The 20085-nt window shown below is 64.8% G+C and carries 21 protein-coding genes and 1 pseudogene; 8 read left to right on the top strand and 14 right to left on the bottom strand.

The features are described 5' to 3' along the window. Positions 1-546 precede the first annotated feature (546 nt). Both IIB36_05530 and IIB36_05525 read right to left on the bottom strand, forming a co-directional pair. Positions 547-873: a cupin domain-containing protein gene (locus IIB36_05530; GenBank protein MCH7531212.1), complete on the bottom strand. Its 327-nt coding sequence runs from the start codon at positions 871-873 to the stop codon at positions 547-549. Continuing rightward, positions 873-2315, bottom strand: a complete 1443-nt coding sequence (locus tag IIB36_05525; protein ID MCH7531211.1) for a M20/M25/M40 family metallo-hydrolase — start codon at positions 2313-2315, stop codon at positions 873-875. Before IIB36_05525 ends, IIB36_05530 begins: the two co-directional genes overlap by 1 nt. 201 nt (positions 2316-2516) lie before the next feature. Between IIB36_05525 and IIB36_05520 the strand changes: the two genes are divergently transcribed. Genes IIB36_05520 through IIB36_05510 form a run of 3 tightly spaced genes read left to right on the top strand, consistent with a single transcriptional unit; the run spans position 2517 to position 5270 of the window. Next, positions 2517-3881 carry a Gfo/Idh/MocA family oxidoreductase gene (locus IIB36_05520; GenBank protein MCH7531210.1) on the top strand — a complete coding sequence of 455 codons (1365 nt, stop codon included), beginning with the start codon at positions 2517-2519 and terminating at the stop codon, positions 3879-3881. Further along, a complete protein-coding gene (locus IIB36_05515) occupies positions 3878-4654 on the top strand; it encodes a DUF1080 domain-containing protein (GenBank protein MCH7531209.1) in 777 nt (258 codons plus the stop codon). The genes IIB36_05520 and IIB36_05515 overlap by 4 nt, the downstream gene beginning before the upstream one ends. Before the next feature lies 1 nt (position 4655). After that, positions 4656-5270: a DUF1080 domain-containing protein gene (locus tag IIB36_05510; GenBank protein MCH7531208.1), complete on the top strand. Its 615-nt coding sequence runs from the start codon at positions 4656-4658 to the stop codon at positions 5268-5270. 34 nt (positions 5271-5304) lie between these two features. Here IIB36_05510 and IIB36_05505 read toward each other — a convergent pair. Next, positions 5305-6443, bottom strand: a pseudogene (locus tag IIB36_05505) (amidohydrolase family protein). A 58-nt stretch (positions 6444-6501) separates the two neighbouring features. Further along, positions 6502-8145 carry a M1 family metallopeptidase gene (locus IIB36_05500; protein MCH7531207.1) on the bottom strand — a complete coding sequence of 548 codons (1644 nt, stop codon included), beginning with the start codon at positions 8143-8145 and terminating at the stop codon, positions 6502-6504. A gap of 200 nt (positions 8146-8345) precedes the next feature. Here IIB36_05500 and IIB36_05495 point away from each other — a divergent pair, with 200 nt between their 5' ends. Then, positions 8346-10772 carry an ABC transporter permease gene (locus IIB36_05495; protein ID MCH7531206.1) on the top strand — a complete coding sequence of 809 codons (2427 nt, stop codon included), beginning with the start codon at positions 8346-8348 and terminating at the stop codon, positions 10770-10772. 530 nt (positions 10773-11302) lie between these two features. Further along, on the top strand, positions 11303-11965 hold the full coding sequence (locus tag IIB36_05490; GenBank protein ID MCH7531205.1) for a sugar transferase: 663 nt from the start codon (positions 11303-11305) through the stop codon (positions 11963-11965). Here IIB36_05490 and IIB36_05485 read toward each other — a convergent pair. Then, complete coding sequence (locus tag IIB36_05485; protein MCH7531204.1) at positions 11878-12228, bottom strand: NmrA family NAD(P)-binding protein; 351 nt, start codon at positions 12226-12228, stop codon at positions 11878-11880. The two genes, IIB36_05490 and IIB36_05485, sit on opposite strands and share 88 nt — an antisense overlap. Positions 12229-12255: 27 nt before the next feature. Here IIB36_05485 and IIB36_05480 point away from each other — a divergent pair, with 27 nt between their 5' ends. Next, positions 12256-13131 (top strand): dienelactone hydrolase family protein, encoded by an 876-nt coding sequence (locus IIB36_05480; protein MCH7531203.1) that lies wholly within the window; start codon positions 12256-12258, stop codon positions 13129-13131. A gap of 43 nt (positions 13132-13174) precedes the next feature. Here the strand turns inward: IIB36_05480 and IIB36_05475 are convergent, their stop codons facing one another. From IIB36_05475 to IIB36_05465, 3 genes are read right to left on the bottom strand one after another with little or no spacing between them, the layout of a single operon-like run. Beyond that, positions 13175-13588 (bottom strand): DoxX family protein, encoded by a 414-nt coding sequence (locus IIB36_05475; GenBank protein MCH7531202.1) that lies wholly within the window; start codon positions 13586-13588, stop codon positions 13175-13177. Continuing rightward, positions 13578-14537, bottom strand: coding sequence for an arginase (rocF, locus tag IIB36_05470; protein ID MCH7531201.1), 960 nt, complete (start codon positions 14535-14537; stop codon positions 13578-13580). The genes IIB36_05475 and rocF overlap by 11 nt, the downstream gene beginning before the upstream one ends. Continuing rightward, on the bottom strand, positions 14530-15225 hold the full coding sequence (locus IIB36_05465) for a DUF1707 and DUF2154 domain-containing protein (GenBank protein ID MCH7531200.1): 696 nt from the start codon (positions 15223-15225) through the stop codon (positions 14530-14532). The genes rocF and IIB36_05465 overlap by 8 nt, the downstream gene beginning before the upstream one ends. A 223-nt stretch (positions 15226-15448) precedes the next feature. On the opposite strand from IIB36_05465, the gene IIB36_05460 reads away from it, so the two are divergent. After that, positions 15449-15850 (top strand): hypothetical protein, encoded by a 402-nt coding sequence (locus IIB36_05460; protein MCH7531199.1) that lies wholly within the window; start codon positions 15449-15451, stop codon positions 15848-15850. 5 nt (positions 15851-15855) lie between these two features. Here the strand turns inward: IIB36_05460 and IIB36_05455 are convergent, their stop codons facing one another. Continuing rightward, complete coding sequence (locus IIB36_05455) at positions 15856-17031, bottom strand: M20/M25/M40 family metallo-hydrolase (GenBank protein MCH7531198.1); 1176 nt, start codon at positions 17029-17031, stop codon at positions 15856-15858. A gap of 189 nt (positions 17032-17220) precedes the next feature. Here IIB36_05455 and IIB36_05450 point away from each other — a divergent pair, with 189 nt between their 5' ends. Then, positions 17221-17388 carry a hypothetical protein gene (locus tag IIB36_05450; protein ID MCH7531197.1) on the top strand — a complete coding sequence of 56 codons (168 nt, stop codon included), beginning with the start codon at positions 17221-17223 and terminating at the stop codon, positions 17386-17388. Positions 17389-17469: 81 nt separating this feature from the next. Here the strand turns inward: IIB36_05450 and IIB36_05445 are convergent, their stop codons facing one another. The 5 genes from IIB36_05445 to IIB36_05425 all read right to left on the bottom strand — a co-directional run bounded on the left by IIB36_05445 (position 17470) and on the right by IIB36_05425 (position 20068). Continuing rightward, positions 17470-17724 (bottom strand): ferredoxin family protein, encoded by a 255-nt coding sequence (locus tag IIB36_05445; protein MCH7531196.1) that lies wholly within the window; start codon positions 17722-17724, stop codon positions 17470-17472. Positions 17725-17804: 80 nt separating this feature from the next. Next, a complete protein-coding gene (locus tag IIB36_05440; GenBank protein ID MCH7531195.1) occupies positions 17805-18353 on the bottom strand; it encodes a hypothetical protein in 549 nt (182 codons plus the stop codon). A 61-nt stretch (positions 18354-18414) separates the two neighbouring features. Beyond that, positions 18415-19254, bottom strand: coding sequence for an alpha/beta fold hydrolase (locus IIB36_05435; protein ID MCH7531194.1), 840 nt, complete (start codon positions 19252-19254; stop codon positions 18415-18417). Continuing rightward, positions 19251-19829, bottom strand: coding sequence for a cob(I)yrinic acid a,c-diamide adenosyltransferase (locus tag IIB36_05430; protein MCH7531193.1), 579 nt, complete (start codon positions 19827-19829; stop codon positions 19251-19253). The genes IIB36_05435 and IIB36_05430 overlap by 4 nt, the downstream gene beginning before the upstream one ends. After that, positions 19826-20068 (bottom strand): hypothetical protein, encoded by a 243-nt coding sequence (locus IIB36_05425; protein ID MCH7531192.1) that lies wholly within the window; start codon positions 20066-20068, stop codon positions 19826-19828. The genes IIB36_05430 and IIB36_05425 overlap by 4 nt, the downstream gene beginning before the upstream one ends. Between the last annotated feature and the right edge of the window lie 17 nt (positions 20069-20085).

Below are 20085 nucleotides of genomic sequence, written 5' to 3'. Positions count from 1 at the left end.
CCACCATGTCGTTCACGACGTCCGGACCCGCCAGGATGTTGCCTTGAGCCGAGACGTGCGTGCCGATCCGGTGACCGGCCCACTCCGACGCCTGCGGACCGGTGTGCGTCGCCACGTTGCCCTCAGCGTCGATCACGGAGAACTGTCGGCCCAGCTTCGTCCACCGGTCCGGGCGGGGGTCCGGATCGTTCTCGAGAATTGTCTGCACGACCTCCTGAGCCGAAAGCCCCTGCCGTAGTAGCTCGAGACCCTGAGGCCCATAGCTCACGTCGACGATCGCCTGCGTGGCGACGACTCCCACGTTGGCTTCGGCCCAAAGCACGCCGTTGCCCACCGAGAAGACGCGTGACTGGACAGCCCCGCCGACCTCACCGGTCTCGGGATCGAAGCCGACGATCGAGAACGTCGCGACCGGGGGCCAGCGTTCGACCTCGTGCAGCGAGGCGCCGCGCGCCTCGCCCGGTGGCGGCGGCTCCTGCGCGCCAGCGGCCACAGCCATCAATACCGATAGCGTCAGCGCTAGCCCGCCGCATCGCAGGCGGACCCTCATCGGTACTCCTCACGCACGGGTGAGAAGACGTCCAGAATCTTGCACGCGGTGCGTGCGATGCCGCCGTGTACCTGCCCGCCTTCGATCACGAGCACATCCCCTGCGCTCAACACATGCTTCGTTCCGTCCACCACGAGCTCGATCGTGCCCTCGAGCATGCTGACGATCTGCTCGTGCGGATGGCTGTGGTCGGGCACGCTCGCGCCCTCGTCCGCATCCCAGTAGACATGCGTAGTGTGCTCGGAATGCACGAAGTGCCCACGGAATCCCGGCATGATCTCACGGGCCTCGGTCGACCAGACGTCCTTCACATATTCAGCCATCACTCCTCCTCCATGATCGGTCGCATCGCCGCGAAGCGTTCCAGAATCCTCAGTGTCATTTCCACGCCCCGGCGCACGTTCTCCTCGGTCACACGCTCGTCGTTTCCGTGCACCCCCCCTTGGTCCTCGACTGGCGTCGCGGTCGCGCTGTACCCGTAGCTCACGATGCCGAGGTCACGGAAGAAGTGGCTGTCGGTAAAGCCGCCCAGAACCTGGGGGACGAAACTCGCTTCCGGAAACGTCTCGAGCGTGACCTCCCGCACGGTCCGGTACAGGTCTGTATCGATCGACGACACAGCGGGGGTGAAGCCCATCAGGACTTCGATCTCGATTTCAGGCCCGAGTACTTCCTGCACTTCAGCGAGCCACGGCTCCGGATCTTGATCCGGAAGCAGCCGGCAGTCGATCTCTGCCCAGACCTCCGGCGATACCACGTTGATCTTCTCACTGCCACCGAACCGCGTAATCGAGCAGGTGTTGCGCACGAGCGTATGGAGGCCAGGCGCATACTCCTGCAGCTCGAGGAGAACGCCGGGTTCCCGGATCGCCGACGCCAGATCCTGGAAGTGACTCCGCCACGGCTCCGGGTGGCGCTCGGCCATGCCCTTGAAGTGGCGGTCGACCGCCGGGATCACCCGCGCCTCGAACTCGTAGCGGCGCAAGCGGTCTAACGCCTCGACCATCTCCAGGGACGCATACGACACCAGCGGCCTCGAACCGTGTCCTGGCTCGCCCGTCGCGGTGAGCCGCAGCCAGTACGGCACCTTCTGCGTGACTTCAAGTCCGAACTGAGTCTTCCCTTCCACAACGGACCCACCGCCCCCTTCGGTGAGAAGGAAGCCGATGTTTTCGAAAAGCTCGCGTCGGTTCTCCACCAGCCAGCCGGCTCCGAAAAAACCACCTGCCTCTTCGTCGGCCGTAGCCATGAAGACGACGTCGCGATTGAGCGGTGTCCCTGTGCGGTGCAGCGCCAGGAAGGTCGCGAGATGCAGAATCCCGCTCGTCTTCGTATCGAGTGCCCCTCGTCCGTAGATGTATCCGTCGCGCAACTCGCCCGAGAGCGGATCGGTGGTCCAGAACCGTTCATCGGCCGGCACGACGTCCATGTGGTGCAGCAGCAGGAGCCCAGGCTCGTCCCCGCCTTCGATGCGCGCCCAGATGTTGCCACGGCCCGGAGCCGATTCGACCATCTCGTACTCGATGCCTTCGGCCTCGAAGATCTCCGCGAAGAACTCGGCGCCGCGGGTCTCGTTCCCGGGCGGGTTGACGGTGTTGATACGGATGTACTGCTGTACCCACTCGACAGCCTCGTCCTGCAGCGCCGCGAGGTCGATTTGGGCGGAGGCGTGCGATGGACTCGCGGCAGCGAGCAGTACGCTGGCGGTGAGCCAGGTGATGGGTCCGCGCTTCGCCGGCCCGAACGTGGTCGACGCCGGATTCATCCGATTGAGCATCATGCATCCTTTGAGCGAAGTGACACGCCGAGCAGGTTATCACCGACACGATCCTCTAGCCACAGAAGGCATGGAACGTCGTTCTCGTCCACGGTTCGCCTGAAGCGTGACCTCCACAAGGCAACTGGCAATCGGCCGGCGGCCGGCGCATTCTTCCAGACCAGCCACCGGCCACCTGAGAGCCGAACCATGACCGATCCCGGACCGCCTCAATCGCGCCGCCGTTTCCTGAGCGAGCTCGCCGCGGGGGCACTCGCCGCCGGCGCGACACCGCTCCTGCTCTCCGCCGCCGAGAGACGCCACGCATACACGATGGCGGCGCGCACCTACCAATCCGCCAACGATCGAATCAACCTGGCCGTGATCGGGGCAGGCGGCATGGGTATGGCGGACGTGGACACGGCGCTGCGCGTGCCAGGCGTGAAGCTCGTGGCCGCCGCTGACTGCTTCGACGGCAGGCTGACTGCCGCGAAGGAGCGCCACGGGAGCGACATCTTCACCACGCGGGATTACCGGGAGGTTCTCGCGCGCGACGACATCGACGCCGTCATCGTCGGAACGCCCGACCACTGGCATCAGAAGATCTCCCTAGATGCTCTTCGCGCGGGCAAGGCGGTCTACTGCGAGAAGCCGATGGTGCACAAGATCGAGCAGGGCGCCGAACTTATCCGCGCACAGCGAGAATCGGGAAAGACGTTCCAGGTCGGCAGCCAGGGCATGAGCTCGCTCGGCAACGAGAAAGCGAAGGAGCTACTCGAGGAGGGCGCGATCGGTGAGCTCAACTACGCTGAAGGGTTCTGGGCGAGGAACGACCCGATCGGTGCCTGGCAGTACGCGATTCCCGAAGGCGCGTCGGAGGAGACCGTCGATTGGGACATGTTCCTGGGGGATGCGCCACGCAGGCCGTACGACCCGCTGCGCATCTTCCGCTGGCGCAACTACCGAGACTACGGCACCGGCGTGTCGGGTGACCTCTTCGTGCACCTCTTCTCGAGCCTGCACTTCGTTACGTCATCGCACGGGCCCCGGAAGGTCATGGCCCAGGGCGGGCTGCGCTATTGGAAGGATGGCCGCGAGGTGCCCGACATCCTGCTCGGCATGTTCGACTACCCGCAGACCGCCGCGCATCCGCCGTTCAACCTCTCGCTGAGGGTGAATTTCGTGGACGGCACTTCCGGCACGACGTTCCTCCGGCTGGTAGGAAACGAAGGCGCGATGGACGTCACTTGGACCGACGTCGTGCTGCGCCGAAACAAGTCGGTCAGCGCCACCGACGTCTTCAGTCAGATGAAGGCGGACGAGATGGACCAGGGGATCGAAGCCCGCAAGCAGATGCTGCCGCCGGCCGAGAGCGTATACTCGGTCGAGAACGGATACATGGGCGCTCACTTCGACCACTTCATGAACTTCTTCCGCGGCGTGCGCAACGGGACACCGGTTCACGAGGACGCGGTCTTCGGCTTGCGTGCCGCGGCGCCGGCGCTCGCGTGCAACAACAGCTACTTCGAAGAGAAGGTGGTTTCCTGGGATCCCGAGGAGATGAGAGTGCTGTGAGAATCCCGGAATGGCCGAGTGCGCTTCTGCTGTGCGGGTTCGTAGCGGTGTGCGGCGGTGACGGCACAGACGGAACTGCGTCCGCGGATGACGTAAGCACGGCGACGGCCCACAACACGTTGACTGCCGACGAGGAATCCGCGGGCTGGATCCTGCTCTTCGATGGACAGAGCTCCGAAGGATGGCGTGGTTATGGCCGCGACGATATTCCGGCAGACAGCTGGAAGGCCGTAGACGGCGAGCTCGCAGGTCAGTCGTCGAGCGGGAACATGGACGGCGGAGACGTGATCACCGTCGCGGAGTTCACGGACTTCGATCTCGTGTTCGACTTCAAGGTGGGTCCCGAAGGCAACAGCGGGATCTTCTATCGAGTGAAAGAAGCGCCGGGCAAGGAACTGTGGCAGGTCGCCGCGGAGTACCAAGTGCTCGACGACCCCGCGTATATCGCGATGGGCACGATGGACATGAACACCCACCTCACCGGTGACAACTACGACCTGCATTCAGCGGCCGAGAGGACCATGAATCCGACCGGCGAGTGGAACACGGGCCGAATCGTCGTAGACGGCAACCATGTCACACACTGGCTGAACGGTCACATAACCGTCGAGTTCGAGCTGTACTCGGACGAGTGGGAGGAGTTGGTCGCCAAGAGCAAGTTCGGAGTGGAGGAGCTCTACTCCCGCGCGCGCTCCGGTTCGATCGGACTGCAGGACCACGGTACGCCCGTATGGTACCGGAACATAAAGATCCGTCCGTTGAACGAGAGCTGAGGTGCGCAAGACATCCAACGTCGCAGCTACAGCGTCGGCGCTTTCCCTGCTGCTCGCGAGCGTCGTCGCGGCCCAGGAGCCGGTCTCGATCTTCAATGGCCGGGACCTCGACGGGTGGGCCGTTCACGGCACCGAGTTGTGGTACGTCGAAGACGGCGAGCTCGTCTGCGAGAGTGGTCCCGACGCGCAATACGGCTACCTGCGAACCGAAGCCATCTACACCGACTTCGAGCTCACTCTCGAGTTCAGGCAGGAGGCCAACGGCAACAGCGGTGTCTTCTTCCGCTCGACGCTCGATGGCGTAATCATCACCGGCTGGCAGGTGGAGGTCGCGCCGCCCGGACTCTTTTCAGGGGGCATCTACGAGTCGTACGGGCGGGGCTGGCTCATCCAGCCCGAGCCGGAGAAGGACGCCGCGCTCCGTATGGGTGAGTGGAACGAGATGCGCATAAGGGTCGTCGGTGGGCGCGTGACCACGTGGCTCAACGGCACCGAGATGATCGACCTCATCGACGAGAAGATCGGTGAGGCCACCGGTCACATCGCGCTTCAGATTCATGACGGCGGCGGCATCAAGGTGCGCTGGAGGAACCTGCGCGTGCAGGAGCTCTCCTAGCCCGGGCGTCCCCTCCCGCCGGCTTCTTGCAAGCTCACCGGATCCGCGCGCGAGTCGCCCGCCCCGGCCGCGCATCGGTCACCTTGCCACCGTCCACCACGACCTCACCGGCGATGATCACGTAAGGAATCCCCTCGGCCGGAATCGTCGCATCCTCGTAGGTCGAGCGATCGATTATGGTCTCGGGGTCGAAGATCGTGATGTCGGCATGCGCACCTATCGCGATCCGGCCTTTCAGCGCCATCGACGGCACCCGGGTCTGCAAGCGAAGCGCGGGCTCGATGGTCATCCGCCGGATCGCGTCAGTGAGCGAGAGCAGCCCCTCGTCGCGTACGTAGCGCCCAAGCACCTTGGAGTAGGTCCCCGACGTCCGTGGGTGCCCTCGCCCCTGGTCGATGAAGCCGTCGCTCGCGATCATCGCGAGCGGACTCGCGATGGCGGCGCGCGTCAGCTCCGCGCTCCGGCCTCTCGAGCGGCTGTGATCGTCGAGTCGAGCCCGGCCAGGCCGCCCCGCATGTGAATGTGGGACACGGCTCCATACTCCGCGGCCACACCGAACAATCGGGCGATCTCGGACATCTCGGCGCCGGGCGTGTAGGCGGAACCGAAGCCGACGGCGACGGCGCCCTGATCGAGCCCCTCGCGGACACGGCGTTCCATGTCCTCGATCTGCTGCCCTGAGGCGCTGCCGAAGCCTCCGATGCCCGCGGGCAGGAGCGCTTGGCTCGGGTCCCCGAGCACGGCCATGCGCGTCGGCACGTGTTCGATGCTCACGCCGTAGTTCACGATCTGTCCACCTTCGCGCTCGGCGTACCACGCATCGACATCCGCGGTACCGATCTCGAGCTCGAAAGCGCTCGTTACCCCGTCCCGCACCATGAGCGCGTACGACTCCTCTTCCTGGCCGTGCTCGTGCAGGTCGATGAAGCCGGGCACGACCACGAGGCCGCTCGCATCGATCGTGCGGTCCCCGTGAACGTCCCCGTCGTGGATGAGAACGACGCGCCCGCCACGGATCGCGACAGTGCGAACGGCATCCAGCCCCGACTCGGGGTCGATGACCCGACCGTTGGCGATCACGAGATCGTACGGGGTGTCGGCTGATTCACCTCCACCACAGGCCGCTACCGGGAGCAGCACCAACACGAGCACGCTCCAACAGACTCGTCTCATCGTTCTGGCCTCTTATAGATCTCGCCGTCCTTCATGACCAACAGCGCCACGTTCATCCTCATCGGCGCCCGAAGTCCGCTGTGAACAGCGCCCAACTGTCCGGATCGAGCCGCACGTCCTCTGGCTCACCTGGCACCGGGATAACGAAGCGATGAAAGCCGCTGGTGACATGGACGGTGTGAATGGCGGTCGGGCGCTCGCTGGCACCCATGTAAATCCCCACCTCCAGCGGAAGATCGAACGGGCCCACGTTCGTCTGGGTCTGTCTGATCTCGATGCTCACCGCCTGAGCCGTCGGGTCGTACCGCCACCAGCCCGCCAGATGCGGATTGCCGCCCTCGTACAGCCACTGGCGGAAAAATGCCTCGAGGTTCTCTCCCGCGGCCTGCTCCATCGCGCGGCGGAAGTCGTCGGTGGTCGCGATCCCGTTCAGGTGAGCCGCATAGTACGCCTGGATCCCCGCCCAGAAAGCCTCGTCGCCCATGCGCTTCCTGAGCATGTGCAGCACCCAGGCACCCTTCTGGTACGTCGCGCCACTCGTGACCCGGCTCATGTCGTCGAGGTTGTCGTGCACGATCCGGTAGTCGGGATCCTGATCGTACTGTGCGAAGACACGCTCGGCCGCGCTCTTCAGTCCGTCGACGAAGTCGTCCCGGCCGTAAGCGTGCTCCCGGAAGAGAAGCGTGAAGTACGTCGCGAAACCCTCACTCAGCCACACGTCGTCCCAGTCGGCCTCCGTGACCGCATTGCCGAACCACTGATGCGCGACCTCGTGGATAATCACGTTGCGCCATCGCACACTCCGGTCGCCCGTTACGGAGTCCTCTCCGTACATGATCGCCGTAGCGGCTTCCATGCCCCCGCCAATCGCCGGGGAGGTCACGTTCGCGAGCTTCTCGTATGCGAACGGTCCGACGTACTCGTCGAAGAACTCCATCACCTGTTTCGTCGGCACTGCGAAGTCGTAGAAGCCGGCGTCCCGATCCTGCGCGTAGACCCAGGTCTGGATCGGCCTTCCCTGGAAGTCGTCGACGTTCTGCACGGCGAAGCGCGCCACCCCCAGCACGTACAGCCACGGGGAAATCGGGACAGACTGCTTCCAGTGGGTAAGACGTGCGCCGTCTTCGAGATCCGTTTCCTCGACCATGACGCCGTTCGAAACGACCTGATAGTGACTCGGTGCGGTGACGACGAACTCGCTCGTCGCCTTCTCGTACACGTGATCGATCGTCGGCAGCCAGTTCCTGGCCCGATTCGGCCAGTTGTCGCTGAAGAAAGTCCTGTCGCCGTATTTGTTCGGCCCGATGCGCAGACCATCCGCGGGAGCGCCGCGGTATTCGACCGTCAGGTCGATGCGATGCCCCGCGCGGCCGGGCTCGGCCAACCGGATCGTGAGCAGATCGTTTTCGTGCGTGTAGTCGAGAGCGGCGCCGGATCTCGTAACCGACGACACCCGCATCCCCCGTCCCGAGCCGTCCACGCTGGTCAGGTCGAGCGGAACCGCCACCACGCCATTGGCCCGAAAGCGAATCGAGACCGTAGCCCGACCCACAATTTCGTCTGTGTCATCGCTGAGCGTCAGCTCGAAGCGGTAGTTCTCGACATCGATCCCCGTGCGGCGCGGGTACGTGTCCGGCCCCGTGTCTGCACCCAAGGTCGGCACGACCATGAGCGCCAGCACCAACGGACGGGCTCGACGCATTCGATACTCCAATGTCGCGAGGGACTGAGGGTCGCCAAGATGCCGCCGTCTGCTAGCCCACAGCAAGCCGCTCGGCCAACGCATCGCGCGGCACCGTCCCACGCACGAACCACCCAAGTCGTTGCGCCGGACCGGTCGTAGAGCCAAGGTAGTCCTGCGCGTTCGAATCTTTAATGGTGCATCCTTGAGGGAGTGATTCGTTGAAAGACGTCCGCTACGCCGTTCGCAGCCTCACCAAGCACCCCACCTTCGCGGCGGTAGCTGTACTCACCATCGCCCTGGGGATCGGCTCGGTCACGGCGATCTTCAGCGTCGTCGACGCCGTACTGCTCCAGGAGCTGCCGTACGAGGCGCCGAACGAGTTGATCCGCGTGTGGTCCACGAACAGCGAGCGCGGCGTCGAACGAGGCTTCATGTCTCCCCCGGACATCGCGGACTTTCAGAGCCGGAATCGTACCCTCGACGACCTCGCGGCCTTTTCGGAAGCGGAGCTCGCGCTCATCGACCTCGACGGGGCCGCCGTCAAGGTTATCGGCACCTGGGCGGGCGGGAACCTCTTCAGCGTTCTCGGCGCTTCAGCGGTGCTCGGCCGGGCGCTCACCGAGAGCGACGGGGAGCCAGGCGCCAGCAAGGTCATGGTACTCGGCCACGAGTTCTGGAGGAGCCGTTTCGGCGCCGACCCCGACGTTCTGGGTCGATCCCTGACCGTCGAAGAAGATCAGTACACAGTCATCGGGGTGATGCCGCCTGGCTTCGACTTCCCGGGCAGCTCCAGCTTCTGGCTGAACCGGCACCTGCTCGCGTATCCGGGCCGCTACGCACGTTGGATGGACGTCGTGGGTCGTCTGGGAACCGACGTCGTGTTGGCCACCGCCCGCCAGGACATCGCGGGCATCGCCCGCCAACTCGAGCAGGAGTACCCCGGCACGAACCGAGCCTATGCGACGACCGTGCTCCCACTTCACGACGCAGTGGTCGGCGACACGCGCACCACCCTGTGGGTCCTTCTCGGAGCGACCGGCCTGCTCCTGCTCGTGGCGTGCGTAAACGTCATCAACCTTCTTCTCTCGCGGATGGCGGACCGGGGGCAGGAGATTGCGGTGCGCACCGCGTTGGGGGCGGGTCGAGCCCGCCTCAGCCGCCAGCTACTGACGGAGAGCCTGGTGCTGGCAGGGGCGGGAGGCGTGTTGGGGGTCTTCTTCGCATCTGTGGGCATGGATCTGCTCGTGGCTTTCGGACCCGATGACCTACCGCGGCTGGACGAGGTCTCGATGGACGGACGGGTTCTCTTCGTAACGTTCGTCGCCACATGCCTCACAGGTCTGCTATTCGGCCTCGCACCGGTACTCCGTCTCGCGAGCATGGATGTGCGCGCGTCGCTTCAAGAGGGCTCACGCGGCTCGACCGGTGGAAGAGGACGGGAGCGGATCAGAAGCCTGCTGGTCGTGGCGCAAGTCGCGGTCGCGGTCGTGCTCGTCGTCGGCGCGGGGCTCATGTCTCGCAGCTTCATCGCGCTACTCGACACAGAACCAGGCTTCGACACCACGAACCTGCTGACGTTGCGAGTGGACCTTCCGAGCGGAGCGTACAGCGACTTGGAGCGTGTCTCTGACTTCCACGCGGATCTGGTGGCACGGATGCAGAGCTTGCCGGGCGTGCAGTCGGTCGCGGCGACCGCAGCGCTACCCTTCGACCGCGAGATCCCGTTCCTCGGCAATTTTCTCGTCCGGGACCGAGTCGCGCCCGAGCAAGGCGAAGAGCCCCGGGCTCACTACCGCCAGATATCGCCGGGGTACTTCGGCACGATGGGGATCGACGTTGTCAGTGGGCGCGAGTTCGACGTCTTGGACGACCGAGCTTCGCGAGGTGTCGCCGTCGTGAACGAGTCCCTCGCGCTTCGATACTTCCCCGATGAGGATCCCATCGGGAGGGTGATCGACGGACTTCCGCCGCACGTCGCGCTCGGCGGCTTCCTTGTGGAGAGTTTCGAGATCGTGGGCGTGGTCCAGGACGTGAAGTACTTCGGACTCGCCGCGCCGTCCGAACCGTCGTTATACCTGCCGGTCGCTCAGGCGCCCTTTCGCAGAATGAGCTTCACGCTGCGGACGAGCACCGATCCGGAGTCGCTCATGGCCAGCGTGCGACAAGTCGTTCGCTCGGCCGACCCGATGGTGCCCGTCTCACGCATCTCGACGCTGGAGGGCATCCTCTCCACGTCGGTGGCCAGGGAGCGGTTCAGCATGTTGCTGCTCGTCCTGTTTGCGGGTGTCGCACTGGTGCTCTCGGCGATCGGAGTCTATGGGGTGGTCTCGTACGGAGTGTCTCAGCGCACGAGTGAGCTGGGCATCCGCATCGCCGTCGGCGCCGAGCCGGAGGACATCGTTCGCCTCGTACTCATCGACGGAGTGCGTCTGTCCCTGGCGGGAGTCGGCCTGGGGCTCGTGGCCGCATTCCTACTCAGTCGCGTCATGGCCAGCCAGTTGTACGGCGTAAGCGCGACGGACCCGGTCACGTACGCAGGCGTGGCCGTCGTTCTCACACTCGTCGCGCTCACCGCGGCGTATCTGCCAGCTCGGCGCACGTCGAAGATGGATCCGGTTCTCGCGTTGCAAGGCGAGGTTGGCTGAGCCCCGCAATCCGGCGCTAGACGAAAATCGGAAGTCGACTCCTCCCCCGCTAACTCAGAAGCCCAGTCCGAACATGTCGAGACAGACGTTCCGGCGGGGCTGAGTTTTGGAACAGGACACCCCAGGGAAGCTCTCTTGACCTCGATCGCCCACGGGGAGGCGGCTCGACTTGGACCGCCAAAAGCCGTTGAACTCTTGGTCGAGGGCACGCCGGACGTCGTTGCAGGCGTGTGACAGAAGCGTAGAGATGCCACGACTATCCGCCCAGGTGTCGTCCGCCAGGCGTGCCGCAGCGCCGACGTAAGCCGTTGTGTGGCAAGGACATGCCACATATCCGAGCCAAGTTGGCCATTCAGAGAACGGGCCTTGCACTCACCACGCTCTCGAACCAGTCAGCTGCCCCCCCCCAGGAGCGCTACTTGATCTCGATAAAGCGTACTCCAAGAATTCGACAGCGGGCGACATCCTCCCAAGCGCCCCCCACTCTAGACTCGAATCCGCTCTCACGGCGTTATGCGGCGAGGGGGTCCGTGCTGCCCCCGCCATCGGGCCCACCCAACTGGGAGGCTCGCGCTCTCAACGTCGGCGTCGCCCTCGTGGCGATCCTGCTGACGGCGCCGCTCATGCTCATGATCGCGCTGTTGATCAAGCTCGGCTCCCCGGGACCCGTCATCTTCCGCCAGGACCGTGTCGGCGTAGACCGCCGGAGGAATCGGGGGCCCCAGTCGCTCCCGAGCCGTCGGTCGGACGATCGTGGTGGAAACGTCTTCATGATTTACAAGTTCCGGACGATGCGAGCCGACAGCGGAGGAGCGAAGCAAGTCTGGGCGTCGAAGGACGACCCCCGGATCACCCCCTTCGGACGGATTCTGCGGGCGATGCGACTGGATGAGTTGCCCCAGCTCGTCAACGTCCTCAACGGGGACATGAACATCGTGGGGCCGAGACCGGAGCAGCCTCGCATCTTCGCCGAGCTGAGTGAGGAGATCGAAGAGTACCGTGACCGTCAACGGGTACTGCCGGGGATCACCGGACTCGCCCAGGTCAACCATGGGTACGACACCGATCTCGAAGGAGTCCGAAAGAAGGTCGAGCTGGACCTGACCTACATCCGCCACCGGTCCGCGATCCACGATCTTTCCATCATGGCAAGAACGCTTCCGGTCATCCTGCTTCGCCGGGTCTGGATGTAGCGCACCGGGGTGTTGCGACAGTAATGGTCGAGGATTCCTCTTCCAGAACGCGAACGGCGCGTTCTCCAGAGACGCGTATCTCGGCAGAAAACTCCCGATCCCATGGTGGAACGCACGTGACGTTCACCCAGGTGCGCCTTCTCCGAGGACGGATTCCGCGTCATGGCGACCACCTTGTGTCCCTCCTCGGCCGGCAGCGCCCGCGCGGTCGCAACTCCTTGCTGACCTGTTGCACCCGTGCTCGGAATGGCATCCTTCTCGATTCAACTCCTCTTCAGGAAACTCGAACCATGTTCCGATTCCGTTCGCTGCCCCTAGCCGTTTTTGTCGCTGCCACGACCGCGTGCGCCGCATCAGATTCCGAAGACACTTCGATGACCGAGTCGGCGGCCGTGCCGTCGGGACCCCGGGTCGCCCTCGCCCCGACCGCCGACGGAGAGCTGCCCCCGGCGATCATCGGTGAGGGCGGTGATCTCCGGGGCGAGGGCCTCGGCTATCTAGAGGGTGACGCGGCCACCATGGGATATCTCGCGGTCCCGGAGGGCGACGGGCCTTTCCCGGCTCTGGTGATCATTCATGAGTGGAACGGGCTCGTCGACCGGGTCCGGCAGGTCGCCGACGACTTCGCCGCCGAAGGGTACGTGACCCTGGCCGCCGACCTCTACCAGGGCCGGACAGGCTCGAACTCGGAGGAGAACAGCGCGCTGATGCAGGAGGCGATGGCCAACCTGCCCGTGGCCGTGGCCAATTTGAACGCGGCGGTCGCATACTTGAAGGCCCGGCCCGACGTTACGGGTCGCGTCGGAGCCATGGGCTGGTGCTTCGGAGGCGGCATCGCGCTCTCCTTTGGGCTGGACGGCGACCACCACGAGGCCACGGCGATCTTCTACGGCCGCCTCATCGATGATCCTGAAGTCCTCGCGGCGATGGATCACGAAGTCTACGGCACGTTCGCACGGGAAGACGGTGGCATCCCCCCGGAGCAAGTGATGGCATTCGAAAGCGCGTTACGCGCAGCGGGCATCGAGAATGACGTGCACATCTACGACGACGTAAACCACGGGTTTTGGCTGCGGGTCGACGGAAACCCGGAGCTGCGAACCGGTCCCGCGTTGGACGCCTGGCAGCGCCTCAAGGCGTACTTGGACCGGTCGTTGGGCGACTGAGGCTTAGCAGCCACGGCCTGCTCGGTGCTGAGGGCGGCGCCCCTCAAAGGCTGGACTTCGCACGTCTTCGAGCCAATAGACCGTCCACGCTGAACGAACCACCGCCGTTCGCGGCGATGAACAGGTAAATCCAGCAGAACAGGACCGGGAGCTCTCCCCGGTTCATGATCGGGATCCAGCCGCTGGGAAAGTGCGCCTGGAAGTAGGCGACGGCCATCTCACCGGCGAGCAGGAAGGCCACCGGTCGGGTCCACAGACCCAAGAGGATAAGGCCGCCGCCGTAGAACTCGAGCACGCCGGCAAACCAGAACTGGGTCATGAACTCGGCCGCGGAGTCAGCGCCGAAGACCGCGAACAGCTTCTGCGCCCCGTGCTGCATGAACATCAGCGCTACGACGATGCGCAGCGTGTTCAGGAAGAAGTGCGAAATGCCGGAGCGCGTGCCTTCACTGGTCATAGGTCGCTGCGTGGAGGGTCCATGGAGTTCCTAGAATCGACTTGCCCAACGCGGACGCCACAAGACCCACAGCGAGGTGCGCCGTGTGGTTCCTGTCGTCCAAGACCGGGTTCAGTTCCACGATTTCGAGGCTGAGCAGCCTGCCCGACCGCGCGGCCTTTTCGCACACGAGGTGCCCCTCCCGGTAGGTCAGACCGCCCTGCACCGGTGTGCCGACACCCGGAGCGACCCGGGGGTCGAGCACGTCGAGATCGAACGAGAGGTGAAAGCCACTCGTGCCGTCGCACGCGCGTTTCAGCGCCTCTTCCATGCACACCGCCACCCCTCGTTCGTCGATCTCCGACATGGTGAAAACGCGTACGCCCAATTCGGAGATCAGTGCGGTCTCGCCGGCATCGAGCTCGCGCGCGCCCAGGACGCTCACGTTCTCAGCGCGAACCCCGGGTGTGGCGCCGAAGAGCTCGACCAGCCTTGCATGACCGTGACCCAGCAGCACTGCCAGGCTCATGCCATGGACGTTACCGCTCGGCGTGGTCTCGGGACGGTTCATGTCCGCGTGAGCATCGACCCATATCAGGCCGATCGACTCGCCGCGTGCTCGAAAGTGTTGCGCGACAGCGCCGACGGAGCCGACGGAGAGGGAGTGGTCGCCCCCTAAAATGAGGGGAAGGCAGCCCTCGGCCATCCCCTCGCTGACCATCGCGCCCACCCGGCGCGCCACCTCGACGATCTCCTCGAGGAATCGCGTCCTCGTCTCGCCTTGATCCGTGGTCTCGAATCCACCCGCGGTCACGGTGCCGATCTCGCTCACGGTGTAGCCGAGCGATTCGATGGTCTCGGTGATGCCTGCGATCCGGAGGGCCGAGGGGCCCATGTCGACGCCTCGACGACCTGCGCCGAGGTCGATCGAAACAGTTACGAGTGCGACGTCTCGCGAGCTCTCAGCCACCCTTCATCAGCCGACGACGCTCCTTTCGCTCCAACTTGCGACGCCTGCGGGCGTCACGGGCGGTCTCACCGGGATGGCGAACCGTGACTTCCACGCCACCCATGACGGCGACGCCCGTGATCCTGAGCGTGGGAGCGTGCGGGTCCGGATCGTGATACTCATCAGCTATGTGTTCGAATCCGCCCATGATGGCGATGCCGTGGCTCTCGACGTTGAGCCCGGGAGGGACGATGACTTCGACGCCGCCGCAGACCGTGAAGACTCGCAGCTCGGTAAGCCCCGGACCCATCAGCGCGTCGCGAAAGTCGAGCTCGGACCCGCCCATCACGGCGATGGAGTAGTTCTTCCTTGCCGGCCTCCAGCGACCCTTACGGGCGCTGCCGCCCAAAATGGCGACGATGAAGCCTTTCTCTTTCACCTGCCCAGCCGACGTGACAGTGTACTGGGGGCTCGGCGCGGGCGTTGGAGTCGTCTGAGGCTCAACGACGGCGGGGAGGCCACCGCCGGGTAGATCGTGGAGCAGTTTCTTGAGGGCGTCGACGGATGTAGCGGCATGCGCCGCGTCCACGCGACGCTCGAACTCCTCGACGCTCATGATGTCGTTGGCGAAGTGCTCACACAACGTGTCGATCGTCACTTCGCGCGTATTGGCAACGGGCTCCAGGCCCGGGTTGCTCTCGTTTGCCATCGCTCGGTCGCCACCCCCCGCTCTCGGGACGCTCCTGAAACCGCCATCCACTCACGAACAGTGACGCCTATGCCGACGCTTCCCAAATCCTTCGGGTTCAAGCGGACGTTGAGCTTATGGGGGGCATTCCTGCCCGGCAAGAAACCGCGGAGTGTGAAGCGGTGGCGAAATACGGGCCCGCCCGGCATTATGCTTTGGTCGAACCTCAGAAAAGGAGCCAGCGATGCGTGTTATTTCATCCCAGCGTTTGATGTTGGCCGCGTTCGCGCTGATGATCGGTCTCGCCGGCTGTGCCAGTGGCAGTGGCGGCAGTGGCAGCAGCGGCAGCAGCGGCAGCAGCAGCGGCCCGAACCGACTCACGGCAGCCGACTTGGTCAACCAGCAGGAATTGGACCTGTACGACGCCATCCGCCAGCTTCGGGGGCGGTGGCTCACCTCTCGCGGCCGCGGAACACCCCGGGTGGTCGTGGACGGCTCTCCGCGTCAGAGCGGCATCGACGAACTCCGGAGCCTTCGGGTCTCGGATGTGCAAGAGATCGAGTTCTTGAGCGCCTCCAACGCGACGACGCGCTTCGGCACTGGTTATGACGCCGGGGCGATCCTCGTCACGACCCGAAGACGATAGCCGTCTCAGACGGCCAGTCCCCGCGCGAAAGTCTCCAGCACCTCCGCGCAGGTGCGGATCTCGCGGACGTCGATCCACTCGTCCTCGGTGTGTGCCTGAGCGATATCGCCAGGACCAAAACAGACCGTCGGAACCCTCGCCTCGTTGAGAAACGCAGCGTCGACCCATGCGCTCATGCCCTCAACTCCGGACTCCACACCTCGTGCCCGGGCCGCGGCTACCAACCCCTGAACCAGCTCGGAGGACTCGGGCACCTCCGTGCCCGGACGTGCGAGCGTCATCTCGAGAGACGCATCCATGTCGGTGTGACGCTCGAGCAGGGCGTCGAGCACGGCCTGAAACTCGAGTACCACCGCCTCCGGTTCCTCCCCGGGCATGGTCCGCCGCTCGAGCGACAGCACGCACGACTCCGGATACACCGATTCGGCCGTGCCGCCTTCGATCGTGCCCGCGTGGAACGATCCATACTCGAGCAGCGCATGAGCCGGGCGGGTACGCAGCTCCTCCGAGTATCCGTCGAGCGCGGCGAGGTAGAGTCCCGCGTGTCGGATGGCATCGATCCCGATTTCCGGTCGTGATCCGTGTGCCGCGCGACCCCTGAACAGCGCCCGGAGCCACACGAACCCTTTGTGCGCAGGCATTACCGCTAGACTCGTCGGTTCACAGACCACCGCGAGATCGGCATGGATGCCTGACTCCACCAGGTGAGCCATCCCCAGACTGGCGTGCTCCTCATCCGCCGTGAACGCGACGACGAGACGCGGTCTGGGCCCCCCTTCCGCGAGCCGGGCAGCCGCGGCGAGAATCGCGGCGTCGCCACCCTTCATGTCGCACGAGCCCCGGCCCAACAGTCGGTCACCCTCCAGCGTCGCCGCAAACGGAGGGATGGTCATGCCCTCCACCCCAACGGTGTCCAGGTGGCCGTTCAGCAACAGGGTCGGCCCCTCCCCCTCTAGCTTTCCCACGACATTGAAACGGCCCGGTGCGACTTCGATCATCTCTGGGTTGAGACCCCACGCATCGAGCCACCCTGCAACCAGCTCGGCCAGGGCGCGTTCACCCCTCCCCCCGGGCGCCAAAACCGGGTTCACCGAGTCCGTCGTGACCATCGCTCGGCAGAGCGCGACCGGGTCTCCGCGACGGGCTCGTTCGAGTATCTCGACGCTCAAGGGATCGTGCATGTCGTCCTACCGGAACAAATTTCCGAGGGTTGTCTCCCGAATCTGACGGTTTCGACTGTAAGGCCGGAAGGGGTGACAGCGTAAAGTGGTGTGAACAGTACGGATGCGGCTGTCCGTCCCGAACGGTTGGCGCGGCACGGTTCCTGCTACAGTGGTGACAGGGTCGGTACTAAACCAGAGAGGTGAGCGATGAGGAAGTTGATGGTCGGTCTGCTCAGCGCGGCAGCGCTCGCGACGACGATCCTCCTGGTGCGCCAGCAGAAGCAGGTGGAGACGCGGACGGTTCAGGCCATCCCGGCCGGAGAGAGGCAACCGGCGACCATTTCACTCAAGCGCATCCGGGAGCTCGGTCTGTAGGAACGAACCGATACGGCTGCGCTCCGGCTTCGGGCGCGGACATGAAGAGGCGGCGGGGACCTTCGAGGCCCCCGCCGCTTCTTATTCGTGGGCCGGTACGGCGCAGTCGAAGTGCGTGTAGTTCTTGTCGATGTACTGTTTCCATTCGGCGGGCACGTCGGTATCCGGGAAAATCGCCTGAACGGGACACTCCGGTTCACAGGCACCGCAATCGATGCACTCGTCGGGATGTATGTAGTACTGATCCTCGGACTCATAGATGCAATCGACCGGACACACCTCGACGCAGCTGGCGTCTTTGGTCTCGAGGCAAGGCTCGGTGATGATGTAGGTCATGGTACAACGCGTCCTCTCATGTCATGCTGCGCACGACGGAGCCCAAGGTCTAATCAAAGCCACTGGCGGAGGCAAGCAGCCTACAGCCTCCTCGCGAATGTCCGGTGCCAGTGCCTGTACCGTTGCGCCACGCGCTCGTGCGTGCGTTCGGCGACCGGGAGCCAAGCGCGCGTAGTCTCCTCATGGATCGCGGCCCACCACGCCCGATCCGGGTGCAGGTGCGCGTGGCGCAGCTGATCCAGGCGCTCGGAGAGCGCAGCGAGCCGCGAGGTCACGGGAAGCATAATGAGCCGCTCTACGAGCCGTTCGTCTCCCGGGGCAGGGATCTCCGCGAGCACTTGGGCGACGTGCTCGCCGATCTCCGATTCGACCTGGCGCGTGGACACACGCAGCGACTCGGACTCAGACTCCAGCAACGCGCTGGCGGCGAGAGACGCGGCGTCCGAGTGCCCGACATCACGTAGGAGGATCAGCACGGACCGCCCCGGATGCAGATAGGCCGAGTCATGGTCGCTTTCGAGCTGATCGACCCTTGGTCTCATGGCCAGATCGTGGGCACGCCGGACCAAGTCTAGCGCATCGTCCTCGAGCCCGATCGCCCGCAACGCGTTCACCACGGACGTGGACATCGCGACCGCGCGGTCCACGCCGTTCAGTGGACGCGATCCACCATATCAGGCGTCCTTCATATCAGGTGTCCTTCGGAATCAGGTGGCGCTCGAAGTGCTGGATGGTGCGTCGCACCGCTTCGTCGAGCTCGGGCGGCGACGATTCGAAGGGATGCCGGGCCTGAAACGTATGACCTGCGTCGTTGACGAGCACCATACGTGCGTGCGCGGCCTCTTTGGCCAGAGCTCTTGCCTCGTCCGGCGGCACCGTCTCGTCTTCGAGTCCGTGGAGAATCAGCCATGGCGACGCGATGCGGCCCGCTGCCGATGGGATATCCAGGCGCGCGCTGTTCGTCTCGTAGTCCTCGAGCAACGACACGTCCAGCGGCATCCGCTGACCGGTGCGCGTGTTCATGGCCCAGAGCCGACCAAGCTCCCGCCACTCCTCCTTGGTCTCGTCCGACCAACGGTCGAAGTGGGAGACGGCCGCCCAGGTGACGAGCGCGTCGACTCGAGGCTCCTCCGCAGCCGCCAGAATCGCCTGTCCTCCGCCCCGGCTGTGACCGAGCAATCCCACCTTCCTCGGTGCGCGGGGCAGCAGATTTCCGTCGAAGACCTCGTCGAGGATCAGACGCACCTCGTCCAACTCGATGCTGAAGGTGTTGGTGCCGAAGCTGTCGAGCTCCGTGAACTCCAGAGGGTCTGAGCCGATGCCGTTCCGAGTGAAGTTGAACGAGACCACAGCGTGTCCAGCCGCGGCGAGCTGCCGGCATAGGTGGGGGAAGAAGCCCCAGTCCTTGAAGCCCTTGAAGCCGTGCACGACGACGACGGCGGATGTCGGTGGCGGCCCCTCGGGAATACGGACTTCCCCACGGATCGTCTCTCCTGGGCGCGGATCGCGAGTGAACGGGACGTGGATCATGCCTCGTCGTGCTCCTTCTTCCATTCGACCTTCCATTCGACGTCCGGCGTGTTCGATCGATGATTCTCGAGACGTGCGAACGTAAAGAGCAGATCGGAGAGGCGATTCAGGTACCTGACCAACTCTTCGTTCAGCGGCTCGGCTTCGGCGAGCCGTACCACCGAGCGCTCGGCGCGGCGGCACACCGTGCGACTCAGATGCAAGGCGGCCGCGCCCCGCGTGCCACCAGGAAGCACGAACGCCCGAAGCTCGGGCAGCTCGCCGTCCGCCTCGTCCATCCACGATTCCATCTCCGATATACGAGCGACCGGGAGGCTCGGCGTGTCCGGGCGCCGGCGCCCGTCAGTCGGCGGCGGCGACGCCAGTTCGGCCCCGAGTGCAAAGAGATCGTGTTGTATCGCCCCGAGTCGTTGCCCGATTCCGGCGTCTGTCACATGAGCCACAGCCCACCCGAGCGTCGCATTCAGTTCGTCGACCGAGCCGCACGCCTCGATGCGCGCATCCGCTTTGGAGACGCGACCCGCTCCGAAGAGAGACGTCTCACCCCCGTCGCCGGTCTTCGTGTAGATCTTCACCGAAGCTTCGTGAGCTTGCGGATCTGTTGGGCCTTCTCCAGCAGGGAGGTAGTCATGTCCTTCTCTTCCGACATCAGCAGATCACGGATGTCGAGCAGCAACTCCAACTCGAGCTGATCCCGCTGATACCCGATATCGAGGCGGGCCATCGTCTCGGCGTCACCGGCTTCCTCGGCGGCACTGAAGGCACTCCGATAGACCTTCTCGAGGCTCTGGAGCACTCGGTCGCGACTGCGCATTGCTTCCCCCTCGCTAG

The organism is Gemmatimonadota bacterium (assembly GCA_022560615.1).
Lineage (GTDB): Bacteria > Gemmatimonadota > Gemmatimonadetes > Longimicrobiales > Gaopeijiaceae > UBA1138.
Note: the sequence above shows the minus strand (reverse complement) of the source record. Positions and strands in the feature narration are given on the sequence as shown.